The organism is Bradyrhizobium sp. CFUWI, from assembly GCF_056429085.1.
The window spans coordinates 180,635-192,839 of sequence record NZ_JBWJZE010000002.1; the positions used below are offsets into that span (position 1 = coordinate 180,635).

Consider the following 12,205-nt stretch of genomic DNA (forward strand, 5'->3'; position numbering starts at 1 on the left):
GGTATGGCGCAAAAAGAAGGGCATCGCAGCTCTCGTTTTCAGGAGGACGCCGATGACCGACAAGACCAACGACCCCGTTGCCACGTGGCAGAAGATGGTCGGCGAGATGGAGAAGGGGTTCAACTCTTTCGCCAACCAGGCCATGTCGTCGCCGGAATTTTCACAGGCGATGAACCGCGCCGGCGGAGTTGCTGCAGGTGCTCAGAAGCAGCTCGGCGAACTCATGGAGAAATATCTCGTCACGATGAACCTGCCGAGCCGGGAGCAGGTCACTGGTCTTGCGGAACGGCTCCAGTCGGTCGAGGCTCAGATCGGCGAGATCAAGGCGATGCTGAGCCGGATGGCGGCGAGTTCCGGCATCACGCAAGGCTTCGAGAACACCCCGCGGCCGCCACGGACGAAGCGCCCGCCTTCCGAGCCCGGAGAGCCGACATGAACGGGCCGGCGGGACTTGATCTCGCGTCCATCCCGGAGCGGATCCAGACCGAGGTGCAGCGCGCCATCCAGCGCAGCATCAAGTGCGTTGAATATTTCTCGACCTCGGGCCCTTCGCTCGGCTCGACGCCGAAGGACGTGCTGCATTCGCGTGGCACCATGAACCTTTATCACTACCGGCCGATGTCGGACGAGATCTACCGGGTGCCGGTGCTGATCGTGATGGCGACCACCAATCGCGGCTACATCCTCGACCTCGTCCCCGGGCAGAGCTTCATCGAGTTCCTGCTCAAGCGCGGATACGACGTCTACATGCTCGACTGGAGCGCGCCGCGGCCGGAGGAGAAGGGCCTGCGGATGGAGGACTATGTCCTCGACTTCATCCCGGACTGCGTCCGCCGCGTGCAGGCCGATTCCGGTGAGCAGGACGTCTCGGTCATCGGCTATTGCTTCGGCGGCGTGCTGTCGCTGCTGTACGGCTCGATCCACAAGGATGGGCCGATGAAGAACCTGATCTGCTTCACCACGCCGATCGACTTCCGCGAGATGAAGCTGTTCTCGAACTTCTCCGACCGTCGTTATTTCGATGTCGACCGTCTCGTCGACAGCGTCGGCAACGTGCCGCCGGAAATGATCCTGTCTTCGTTCGAGATGCTGCGCCCGGCCTCGCGCACGGTGAGCCAGATCCAGCTCTGGGAGAACATCTGGAACGACGAGTTCGTCAAATCCTACCGCATGTTTGATCGCTGGGCGACCGACACGCTGCCGCTGGCCGGCGAATATTTCCGCACCATCACCAAGGACCTGATGTGGGACAACAAGCTGTTCAACGACGCCATGTCGGTCGGCGGCCGCGCGGCGAAGCTCGAGAACATCAAGGTTCCGATCCTGCATGCGGTCGCCGAGCACGACCACATCGTGCCGTATGAGGCCGCCAAGCACCTGATCGCGAAGATCGGATCTGCGGACAAGGAAGAGGTGATCCTGAAAGGCGGTCACGTCTCGCTGGTCGCGGGCGCCAACGCCGTGAAGCGGCTATGGCCGAAACTGGATTCCTGGCTGGGAAAGAGATCGATATGAGCGAGCAGCGTTCCTATCCGCGTCACGTCAAGACGGACGCCGGCGATATCGAGATTCGTCTGATGGCGCCCGCGGACGAGGCCGCGGTGCTCGCCTTCGGCAAGGGTCTGCCAACCCACGATTTGCTGTTCCTGCCCCGCAATATCAGCGAGCCGAAGGTGCTGTCGGCCTGGGTCAAGGAGATCGAGCGGGGCGCGATCACGAGCCTGCTCGCGGTCAGGGACGGCAAGGTCGTCGGCTGCGGCACGCTGGTGCGCGATCCCCATTCCTGGTCGCCCCATGTTGGCGAGATCCGGATGGTGGTCTCGCTCGAAGTGCGCGGGAAGGGAGTGGGGCGGGCGCTGTCGCAGGAGACCTTTGCGCTCGCACTCGGGGCGGGCCTGGAAAAGCTCTCGGTCCAGATGACGGTCGACCAGCAGGCGGCGATCGCCGTGTTCGAGAGCCTCGGCTTCAAGGCCGAAGCGCTGCTGCGGGACCACGTTCGGGACGTCGACGGCAAGACCCATGACATCGTCGTGCTCGGTCACAACATCGCGCAGGTCCAGGCCCAGATGGAGGCCTATGGGCTGCCGGGGGCGGTGCAGCACTAGGGATCGCCAAAAGGCGGTCGATAGGGGTCGAGTGGCCAAGGAGGCATCAGGATGCCTCTTATTCAGCTTCATCACCATTTCGTGATATCGCAGTGCAATATGGATGTTGCATCGCACAATTAACTATGCCATATAGGTCGTGCCCCGGGCCAATGCGGACGGGGTGAGCCCATAGCTCAGAGCAATGAGGATGGAGAGAACCCCATGACCACTGAAACCAACACCGCTTTCGAGGGCTTCAAGGACGCTTTCAAGAACATCCAGAATCTGGAAGTTCCCGAGGCTGCCCGCGAGTTCGTCAAGAAGACCGCCAACACCGCCAAGGACCGTGCTGCCGAGGCTTTCGCAGGCTCCGAGCGCGTGACCGCCGCCGTCGAGAACGCGGTGACCGAATCCGTCGCTGAAGCCGGCAAGATCAGCCGCAACATCCAGCAGGCGATCTACGACGACGCCGAGGCGTTCCTCTCGAGCATCGACAAGCTCGCGTCCGCCAAGTCGTTCAGCGAGGCCGTCGAGATCCAGTCGGGCCTGCTCCGCTCGCGCGGCGAAGTGTTCGTCTCGCGTGCCAAGGCGACCGCCGACTATTTCGGCAAGCTCGCTGCCAATGGTGCGAAGTCCGCGCAGGACAATTTTGCCAAGGTCTACAACAAGACCGCCTGATCTGGCGCCTGAGCAGAAACTGAATTTGAGGCCCGCTTCGGCGGGCCTTTTGTTTGTGGCTGCGCTGCTTCCACCGTCATTCCGGGGCGCCGAAGGGCGAACCCGGAATCCAGAGGTTATGGCGCGAGATTCCGGGTTCGATGCTTCGCATCGCCCCGGAATGACGTAGTCTCCAATTCAATGACTCCACCCGCCACCTTCACCTTCGACAGCCCCGGCGACGCCGAACGCGCGGCCGAGCTGCGCCGCGTCAAGGCGCTGGCGACGCTGGTGCTTGCCTCGACGCTTGCGCTCTTCATCGTGGCAAAATGGCTCCTGCCGGTGCATCCGTTGTTCGGCTTCATCGCCGCCTTCGCGGAAGCCGCGACCATCGGCGGCCTCGCCGACTGGTATGCCGTGGTTGCCCTGTTCAAGCGGCCGCTCGGCCTGCCGATCCCGCATACCGCCATCATCCAGAGCAACCAGGCGCGCATCGCGGACAAGCTCGGCGAGTTCATCCAGGTGCATTTCCTCGAGGCCGGTCCCGTCGAGGCCAAGCTGAAGGAAATCGATTTCGGCTCCTTCGTTGCCGACTGGCTGCGCGACCGCAAGCGCAGCGATGATCTGGCTCGCTTCGCGCTCCGCCTGTTGCCCGAGGCCTTCTCGGCGACGGAGACCTCAGGCTTGATGACCTTCATCATCCGCCGCATGTCATCGCAGCTCCAGGCGATCGACCTTGCGCCGCTTGCCGCCGGTACGCTGCGCGGCTTCGTGGCGGAGGGACGCCACCAGATCCTGTTCGACGATCTCCTGCGGGTGATGCACGAGACGCTGAATCAGAAAGAGACGATGGCGATGATCCGCGAGAAGGTGCGCGCGGAATTGCCGACCCTGCTCAGGCTCTACCGTGCCGACAAGTTTCTGGTGAACAAGATCGTCGCGTCCGCCACCGCGTTCTTCAACGAGGTGCGCAGCGATGCCAAGCATCCGTTCCGCAGCGAGTTCGATCGCATGGTGCTGAGCTTCGTCGACCGGCTCGGCACCGATCAGGCCTATATCGACCGCATCGCCGGTTTGAAGCGTGACCTGCTGGCGCGGCCCGAGCTCGCCGAACTTGCCCGCACGGTCTGGGCCAATACACGCTCGTTCATCGAGCGCAGCGCGAGCGGCGAAACGCAGGTGCTGCAGCATCATCTCGCCGGCATGTTCGTCGCGGCAGGCGAAGCGCTTGCCGGCGATGCCGAGCTGCGCGGCGAGATCAACAAGGGCCTGGTGACGGTGTTGCGCAGCTTCATTGCCGATCAGAAGAGCGGCGTATCGATCTTCATCTCCGATCAGGTCAAGGCATGGGATATGGCGCAGCTGATTTCGCTGATCGAAATCAATATCGGTCGCGATCTGCAATACATCCGCTTCAACGGCTCGCTGATCGGCGGCCTCGCCGGCTTGGCGCTCTACTCCGTAGAATTCCTGCTCAGATGGCTGTGACTTTTGCGTCACGGCTTCCGGCATTAGCACACAAGCCTATTGTCGCCTGAGGTCTGCCCGGCTTCAATGCCGGGAACCGGCTGCGCGGCTGATTCATGTTGCAGTGCGGAACGATCAAGAAGCCGGAGAGTTGGAATTCAGATTTGCCGGCCTCGTCCCGGCGTCCTTTATCCAGTTCTTCCCAGGGGAAACATTGATGACCGCTACTGCCCAGACGCTGCGTCCGCCGTCCCGCACCCTGATGTTTCTGGAGGGACGCGCGATCCACGAGTTCGGCGCATTCCTCGGCGCACTTCCGCTGCTGAGCCTCGCGCCGCGCGGCGATGGGCACCCCGTGCTGGTGTTGCCGGGCCTCGTGGCTTCGGACGCGTCCACACGCGCGCTACGTTCGTTTCTGACCAGCAAGGGCTACGCGGTGAGCGGTTGGCGCCAGGGCCGCAATTACGGCCTGCGCGACGGCGTGCAGCACGCGATGGTCGATCTGGTCGAGGAGCTCAGCGAAACGCACGGCCGCAAGCTCAGTCTGGTCGGCTGGAGCCTCGGCGGCCTCTATGCCCGTCAGCTCGCCAAGATGATGCCCGACCGCGTGCGCCAGGTGATTACGCTCGGCAGCCCCTTCGCCGGCAATCCCCGCTCCACCAATGCCTGGCGCGTCTATGAATGGGCCAGCGGACGGAAGGCCGATGAGGTCGATCCGCGGTTTGGCGGCGAGCTTGCCGTGCCGCCGCCGGTGCCGACCACCGCCATCTTCAGCCGCACCGACGGCGTCTGCGCCTGGCAGGGCTGCATGGAGAAAACGGGAGCGCAGACCGAGAGCATCGAGGTCGAGAGCAGCCATTGCGGCATGGGCCATCATCCGGCCGTGGTCTATGCAGTGGCCGATCGCCTCGCGCAAAAGGAAGGCCAATGGCGTCCGTTCGATCGCAGCGGCTGGCGCAGTGTGGTCTATCCCGATCCGCATCGGTAGTCGGGCCTGCATGGTTCGAGACGCGCGGCTTTGCCGCGCTCCTCACCACGAGGGTCGAAATAAGTGATGCCGCGCAAAGACGGGCAGACCTCATCCTGAGGAGGCGCGAAAGCGCCGTCTCGAAGGATCGAGCCCGGCTCCCTGCTTCGATGGTCGCCCCGTCCATTGTCGCGCCGGCGCCAAACGCGCTATGCCTGCCGCATGGCGCATCCGCTCTCCCGCATCATCGACCAGCTCAAGCGTGAACCGTCGCGCACCGGCTCCATCGTCATCACCGTGTTCGGCGATGCCATCGTGCCGCGCGGCGGCGTGGTGTGGCTCGGCACGCTGCTGAAATTCTTCGAGGGTCTGGACATCGACAGTGGGGTTGTCCGCACCGCGATGTCTCGGCTTGCGGCCGACGGCTGGCTCACCCGGGAGAAGGTCGGCCGCAACAGTTTCTATCGACTTGCCGACAAGGGACGCCAGACATTCGAAGCCGCCACGCGCCACATCTACGACCCGCCGCCGTCGGACTGGACCGGGCGCTTCGAGCTGCTGCTGATCGGCAACGGCGAGGATCGTGACGTCTCGCGCGAGGCGCTTCGCAACGCCGGCTTCGGCAGTCCGTTGCCGGGGGTGTGGGTTGCGCCATCGGGCCTGCCGGTGCCGGATGAAGCCGCGGGGGCCATCCGGCTCGAAGTCTCGGCGGAGGATGATAGCGGGCGCCGCCTCCTCCGCGCGAGCTGGCCGCTGCAGCGCACCGCGGACGCCTATCTGAAATTCATGAAGACGTTCGAGCCGCTGCGCGCCGCGATCGCGCGCGGCACGGAGCTGTCCGAGGCCGACGCCTTCACCGCGCGCATCCTGCTGATCCACTATTATCGCCGTGTCGTGCTGCGCGATCCGCTGCTGCCTGAAAGCCTGTTGCCGGCGGATTGGCCGGGCAGGGCGGCCCGCGAGCTTTGCGGCGAAATCTATCGCGCGCTGCTCGCTCCGTCCGAGCAATGGCTTGATGGTCATGGAACCAATGAAAAGGGGCCATTGCCGCCGGCGCGAAAACTTCTGGAACGGAGGTTCGAAGCCTGATCTTTATGTTACAGAAATATCTTGCATGAGCTAGTTCTTGTTATATATTGCCTCTCAATCAAATGGGAGGATGCGCATGTATACCCAGGCGCTGAACACGGCCGAGACCGACGACCGCGGTCTTGAGGATGCGGCCAAGGCTGCTCAATTCCAGGCCCGCATCGACGCCGAGGAGCGCATCGAGCCGAACGACTGGATGCCGGCGGCCTATCGCAAGACGCTCACCCGCCAGATCTCCCAGCACGCCCATTCCGAAATCGTCGGCATGCTGCCGGAAGGCAACTGGATCACGCGCGCGCCGACCCTGCGCCGCAAGGCCGCGCTGCTCGCCAAGGTGCAGGACGAGTGCGGCCACGGCCTCTATCTCTACGCCGCTGCCGAGACGCTTGGCGCCTCGCGCGAAGAGCTGGTCGACGCGATGCTCGCCGGCAAAGCCAAGTACTCCTCGATCTTCAATTATCCGACGCTGACCTGGGCCGATATCGGCACCATCGGCTGGCTTGTCGACGGCGCCGCTATCATGAACCAGATCCCGCTGTGCCGCTGCTCCTACGGCCCCTATGCGCGCGCGATGATCAGGGTCTGCAAGGAGGAGTCCTTCCACCAGCGCCAGGGCTACGAGATCATGCTGACGCTGTGCCGGGGCTCGGACGAGCAGAAGGCGATGGCGCAGGACGCCCTGAATAGATGGTGGTGGCCGGTGCTGATGATGTTCGGTCCGCCCGATGCGGCGAGCCAGCACAGCGACACCTCGACGAAGTGGAAGATCAAACGCTTCTCCAATGACGAGCTGCGCCAGAAATTCGTCGATGCCACCGTGCCGCAGGCGCAATATCTCGGCCTCACCATTCCAGATCCCGGCATGACGCAGGATGCCGAAGGACATTGGCGCTACAGCGAGATCGACTGGGCCGAATTCAAGCAGGTGCTCGCCGGCAACGGCCCCTGCAATCGCGACCGCATCGCCGCGCGCCGCAAGGCCCATGCGGAGGGCGCCTGGGTGCGCGAGGCGGCCGCAGCCTATGCGGCGAAGCGCGCGCAACGCCAGACCGCGCAAGCCGCGGAATAGGGAGACCAATATGGCCACGCCGAACACGCCGCTGTGGGAAGTCTTCATTCGCAGCCGCAACGGGCTCGCGCACAAGCATGTCGGCTCGTTGCATGCGAGCGACGCCACCATGGCCCTGCAAGCCGCCCGCGACATCTACACCCGCCGCGGCGAAGGCCTGTCGATCTGGGTCGTGCCGTCGAGCGCCATCACCGCGAGCGATCCCGCCGAGAAGGGCATGATGTTCGAGCCGGCGGAATCGAAGATCTATCGCCACCCCACATTCTACGAGGTGCCCGAGGAAGTGGGGCATATGTAGCGCTCTCTCCCCTCATGGTGAGGAGCGCGAAGCGCGTCTCGAACCATGAAGGCCCGTGAACTGCGGCCATCCTTCGAGACGGCGCTGCGCGCCTCATCAGGGTGAGGTCGGAACAAGTGGCAAGATGGATAGGACAGATGCCCGTCGCCAACATCCAGGTTTCAGAAACGCCGCTGGTGCTCTACACGCTGCGCCGCGCCGACGATGCGCTGATCCTCGGCCATCGGCTGTCGGAATGGTGCGGACATGCGCCGATGCTGGAAGAGGACATGGCGCTCTCCAACATCGCGCTCGACCTGATCGGCCAGGCGCGAGAGCTCTACAGCTACGCCGCCAAGGTCGAAGGCAAGGACAACGACGAGGACAAGCTCGCTTACTTGCGTGACGTCAGGCAGTACCGCAATCTGCTGCTGGTCGAGCAGCCCAACGGCGATTTCGCCCAGACCTTGGTGCGGCAGTTCTTCTATTCCGCGTTCGCCGACCTCTCCTGGCGCGCGATGATGACCTCGCGCGACACCACGTTGGCTGCGATTGCCGCCAAGTCGGAGAAGGAGAGCGCCTACCATCTGCGCCACGCCTCGGAATGGCTCATCCGGCTCGGCGACGGCACCGATGAGAGCCACGCCCGCGCGCAAGCCGCAATCGATCACCTCTGGGCTTTCACGGGCGAGATGTTTGATGTGGACGAAGGCGAGCGCGCCCTGATCCATGCCGGTATCGCCATCGATCCCGGGCTATTGCGCGGCCGCTGGCTGCAGACGATCTCCGATGTCGTCAGCGAAGCCACGCTCGTCCTGCCGCAGAACAACTGGATGCAGCAGGGCGGCCGTACGGGCCGGCACAGCGAACATCTCGGCCATCTCCTCTCCGAGCTGCAATCGATGCAGCGCACCTTCCCGGGGCTGACATGGTGAGCGTTCTGGAGCGCGATAGCGAGCTGCGCACGCGCGCCTGGGCCGCGGCGGCGAGCGTGGTCGACCCGGAGATTCCGGTCTTGACCATCGCCGATCTCGGCGTGCTCCGTGAGATCGTTCTCGACGGCGACCAGGTCGAAGTCAAAATCACCCCGACTTATTCGGGTTGTCCGGCGATGAACATGATCGCGCTGGAGATCGAGCTGGCGCTGGAGCGCGCCGGTTTCCGTCATCCGAAGGTGCGAATCGTGCTGTCGCCGGCGTGGACCACCGACTGGATGAGCGAGGACGGGCGCCAAAAGCTGCGTGCCTACGGCATCGCGCCGCCGCAAGCGTCGAGCTCGCGCCGCGCGCTGTTCGGCGCGCAGGCCGTGGCCTGCCCGCAATGCGGCTCTGAGAACACCGAGCTGCTCTCGGAATTCGGCTCGACCTCCTGCAAGGCGCTGTGGCGCTGCAAGTCCTGCCGCGAACCTTTTGACTATTTCAAGTGTCATTGAGGATCACGATGCCAACTCCATCGTCATTGCGAGCGAAGCGAAGCAATCCAGAATCCGTCCGCGGAAGCAGTCTGGATTGCTTCGTCGCAAGGGCTCCTCGCAATGACGGCGGTGAGACCAGGCTGGGGTATTTCTGATGTCAGCAGCCGCACCACGCTTCCATCGCCTGGCCGTCAGCGACCTCCGCCGCGAGGCGTCCGACGCCGTTTCGATGACCTTCGCCATTCCCGGCGAGCTCGCTCGCGATTACGCCTTCACGCCCGGCCAGTACCTCACGCTCCGCACCACGCTGGACGGAGAGGAGGTGCGCCGCTCCTATTCGATCTGTTCCGGCCCTGACGAAGGCGAGATCCGCATCGCCGTGAAGAAGGTCGACGGCGGCGCGTTTTCGAGCTGGGCAGCCGAGGATCTCAAATGCGGCGACGAGCTCGACGTGATGACGCCGACCGGCCGCTTCGGCGTGGTTCCCCCGGCAGACCAGGCGCGCATTCATGTCGGCTTCGCCGCAGGCTCCGGCATCACCCCGATCCTGTCGATCGTGAAGGGCGTGCTCGCGCGCGAGCCGGACAGCCGCTTCTTCCTGTTCTACGGTAACCGCAACACCGACAACATCATGTTCCTCGAAGCGCTCGAGGAGCTCAAGGACCGCTTCATCGATCGGCTCTCGCTGTTCCATGTCATCTCCGGCGAGGAGCAGGACATCCCGATCCTGCATGGCCGGCTCGACGGCGACAAGGTGAGGGTGTTGCTGCGCTCGCTGGTGCCGGCCGCAAGCGTCGATCATGTCTATATCTGCGGGCCCCTTGGCATGAGCGAGGACATCGAGGCCACCTGCCGCGCGCTCGGCATCGTGCAGGACCGCATCCACGTCGAGCGCTTCGTTTCCGAATTCGGCGGCAAGCCGCGGCCGAAGAAGGAGGTTGCTCCCGACGCGCCGCCGAAGGCGATCGCCTCGCTGATCATCGACGGCAAGCGCCGCGAGGTGCCGGTGGCCGAGGACGAGGCGATCCTCGATGCCGCGCTGCGCGCCGGCGTCGATCTGCCCTTTGCCTGCAAGGGCGGTATGTGCTCGACCTGCCGCGCCAAGCTGGTCGAGGGCGAAGCCCCGATGGACATCAACTATTCGCTGGAGCCGTGGGAGCTCAAGGCGGGCTTTGTCCTGACCTGCCAGGCCAAGCCGTCATCGGAGCGCGTCGTGGTCGATTATGACCATGTCTGAGCGGGCGCATCAGACGCCAGCGATGCAAATGCGTCGCATTATTTGACAGTTTTGGCCAACCAGCAGAACATCATATGCAAGCATTTGACCGGGAGAGGCGCGTGAACCTCAAAGCCGCTTTGTCGCCTGACAATGTTGCCCGCGCCTGCGCCGACGCGATGTGGGCGGAGGACGACGCCTCCAAGGGACTCGGCATGGAGATCGTCGAGATCGGTCCGGGCTTTGCGACGCTCGCGATGACGGTGCGGCCGGACATGGTCAACGGCCAGCGCATCGCCCATGGCGGCTTCATCTTCACGCTCGCCGATTCCGCCTTCGCCTTTGCCTGCAATTCGCACAATGACCGCGTCGTTGCGGCGCAGGGACAGATCACCTTCATCAAGCCGGGCAGGCTCGGGGATCGCCTCGTCGCGAAGGCGCGTGAGATTACGCGCAGCGGGCGCTCCGGCATCTATGACGTGCGCGTCACTGTCGGCGACTCCGTCATTGCGGAATTCCGCGGACATTCACGCGTCATTCCCGGAACCTGGCTGCCGACCCAGGAACCGTAAGCCCAATAAGAGAATAAAAAAGAAAACCGATGATGTGGGGAAACGAAGATGAACCTGACGAGGCTCAAGCAAGGCGGCAGCGCCTATAGCCCCGAGATGGACGCGCATGAGCGTGCCTCGCGCGACGAGATCATGGCGCTGCAGACGCAGCGGCTGGCCTGGTCGCTGAAGCATGCCTACGACAACGTCGCGCATTATCGCAAGGCGTTCGACAAGGCTGGCGTGCACCCGTCCGATTTCCAGGAACTATCCGATCTCGCGAAATTTCCGTTCACGGTGAAGACCGATCTGCGCGACAATTATCCGTTCAACATGTTTGCCGTGCCGCGCGAGAAGCTGGTGCGCGTGCATGCCTCCTCCGGCACGACGGGCAAGCCGATCGTGGTTGGTTATACGCAAGCCGATATCGACACCTGGTCCGAGGTGATGGCGCGTTCGATCCGCGCCGCCGGCGGCCGCACCGGCATGATCATCCACAACGCCTACGGCTATGGCCTCTTCACCGGCGGGTTAGGGGTGCATTACGGCGCCGAGAAGCTCGGCTGCACCGTGGTGCCGATCTCCGGCGGCATGACCGAGCGGCAGGTGCAGCTCATCAACGATTTCCGGCCCGACATCATTACGGTGACGCCGAGCTACATGCTGGCGATCCTCGACGAGTTCAAGCGCCAGAAGCTCGATCCGCGCCAGTGCTCGCTCAAGGTTGGCATCTTCGGCGCCGAGCCCTGGACCAACGCCATGCGCGGCGAGATCGAGGACGCCTTCGACATGGACGCGACCGACATCTATGGCCTCTCCGAGGTGATAGGCCCCGGCGTCGCGCAGGAATGCATCGAGACCAAGGACGGCCTGCACATCTGGGAGGATCATTTCTACCCCGAGGTGATCGACCCCGAGACCGGCGCGGTGCTGCCGGACGGCGAGAAGGGCGAGCTGGTCTTCACCTCGCTCACCAAGGAAGCGTTCCCGGTGATCCGCTATCGCACCCGCGACCTGACGCGGCTTCTTCCCGGCACGGCACGCCCCGGCATGCGCCGCATGGAGAAGGTGACCGGGCGCTCCGACGACATGATCATCCTGCGCGGCGTCAATTTGTTCCCGACCCAGATCGAGGAGGTGCTGCTCGCGACCGATTGGTGCGGCGGCCACTTCATTCTGGAGCTGACCCGCGAAGGCCGCATGGACGAGCTCACCATCATCGCCGAGGCGCGGCCGGAGAGCTGGGACGGCCGGGGCCTCGTCGACCACGCCGACCGCATCTCGACCCACATCAAGAACACGATCGGGATCAGCTCGAAGGTGAAGGTGGTCGCGCCGGCCACGCTGGAACGCTCGCTCGGCAAGGCCAAGCGGCTCTACGACAAGCGGCCCAAAGACTAGGTCTCGCCCC

14 protein-coding genes are annotated in these 12,205 nt (G+C 64.0%); all 14 read left to right on the plus strand.

The window, feature by feature from the left end:
* The first annotated feature begins 52 nt into the window (after nt 1-52).
* A complete protein-coding gene (locus AC066S_RS04690) occupies nt 53-436 on the plus strand; it encodes a hypothetical protein (protein ID WP_478269027.1) in 384 nt (127 codons plus the stop codon).
* Entirely contained in the window at nt 433-1,515 is a 1,083-nt protein-coding gene (locus tag AC066S_RS04695) for a PHA/PHB synthase family protein (RefSeq protein ID WP_478269028.1), read from the plus strand. Before AC066S_RS04690 ends, AC066S_RS04695 begins: the two co-directional genes overlap by 4 nt.
* Complete coding sequence (locus tag AC066S_RS04700) at nt 1,512-2,105, plus strand: GNAT family N-acetyltransferase (RefSeq protein WP_164718465.1); 594 nt, start codon at nt 1,512-1,514, stop codon at nt 2,103-2,105. Before AC066S_RS04695 ends, AC066S_RS04700 begins: the two co-directional genes overlap by 4 nt.
* 204 nt (nt 2,106-2,309) lie before the next feature.
* Nucleotides 2,310-2,765 (plus strand): phasin, encoded by a 456-nt coding sequence (locus tag AC066S_RS04705; protein ID WP_126256457.1) that lies wholly within the window; start codon nt 2,310-2,312, stop codon nt 2,763-2,765.
* Between the two features lie 180 nt (nt 2,766-2,945).
* Nucleotides 2,946-4,232, plus strand: coding sequence for a DUF445 domain-containing protein (locus tag AC066S_RS04710; protein ID WP_126256456.1), 1,287 nt, complete (start codon nt 2,946-2,948; stop codon nt 4,230-4,232).
* A gap of 196 nt (nt 4,233-4,428) precedes the next feature.
* On the plus strand, nt 4,429-5,199 hold the full coding sequence (locus AC066S_RS04715; protein ID WP_126256455.1) for an esterase/lipase family protein: 771 nt from the start codon (nt 4,429-4,431) through the stop codon (nt 5,197-5,199).
* Nucleotides 5,200-5,400: 201 nt separating this feature from the next.
* Nucleotides 5,401-6,267: a phenylacetic acid degradation operon negative regulatory protein PaaX gene (gene paaX, locus AC066S_RS04720; RefSeq protein WP_478269029.1), complete on the plus strand. Its 867-nt coding sequence runs from the start codon at nt 5,401-5,403 to the stop codon at nt 6,265-6,267.
* A 76-nt stretch (nt 6,268-6,343) separates the two neighbouring features.
* Nucleotides 6,344-7,336, plus strand: coding sequence for a 1,2-phenylacetyl-CoA epoxidase subunit PaaA (gene paaA / locus AC066S_RS04725; protein ID WP_167767318.1), 993 nt, complete (start codon nt 6,344-6,346; stop codon nt 7,334-7,336).
* Between the two features lie 10 nt (nt 7,337-7,346).
* The gene (gene paaB, locus AC066S_RS04730) at nt 7,347-7,634 is read left to right on the plus strand and encodes a 1,2-phenylacetyl-CoA epoxidase subunit PaaB (RefSeq protein WP_015687593.1); all 288 of its coding nucleotides are present in this window, start codon (nt 7,347-7,349) and stop codon (nt 7,632-7,634) included.
* A gap of 137 nt (nt 7,635-7,771) precedes the next feature.
* Nucleotides 7,772-8,548: a 1,2-phenylacetyl-CoA epoxidase subunit PaaC gene (paaC, locus tag AC066S_RS04735; RefSeq protein ID WP_478269030.1), complete on the plus strand. Its 777-nt coding sequence runs from the start codon at nt 7,772-7,774 to the stop codon at nt 8,546-8,548.
* Nucleotides 8,542-9,045, plus strand: coding sequence for a 1,2-phenylacetyl-CoA epoxidase subunit PaaD (gene paaD / locus AC066S_RS04740; RefSeq protein WP_478269031.1), 504 nt, complete (start codon nt 8,542-8,544; stop codon nt 9,043-9,045). Before paaC ends, paaD begins: the two co-directional genes overlap by 7 nt.
* 136 nt (nt 9,046-9,181) lie before the next feature.
* A complete protein-coding gene (gene paaE, locus AC066S_RS04745; protein ID WP_478269032.1) occupies nt 9,182-10,264 on the plus strand; it encodes a 1,2-phenylacetyl-CoA epoxidase subunit PaaE in 1,083 nt (360 codons plus the stop codon).
* Between the two features lie 101 nt (nt 10,265-10,365).
* Nucleotides 10,366-10,815 carry a hydroxyphenylacetyl-CoA thioesterase PaaI gene (paaI, locus tag AC066S_RS04750; protein ID WP_164718463.1) on the plus strand — a complete coding sequence of 150 codons (450 nt, stop codon included), beginning with the start codon at nt 10,366-10,368 and terminating at the stop codon, nt 10,813-10,815.
* Between the two features lie 48 nt (nt 10,816-10,863).
* Nucleotides 10,864-12,195 (plus strand): phenylacetate--CoA ligase PaaK, encoded by a 1,332-nt coding sequence (gene paaK, locus AC066S_RS04755; protein ID WP_478269033.1) that lies wholly within the window; start codon nt 10,864-10,866, stop codon nt 12,193-12,195.
* Nucleotides 12,196-12,205 lie beyond the last annotated feature (10 nt).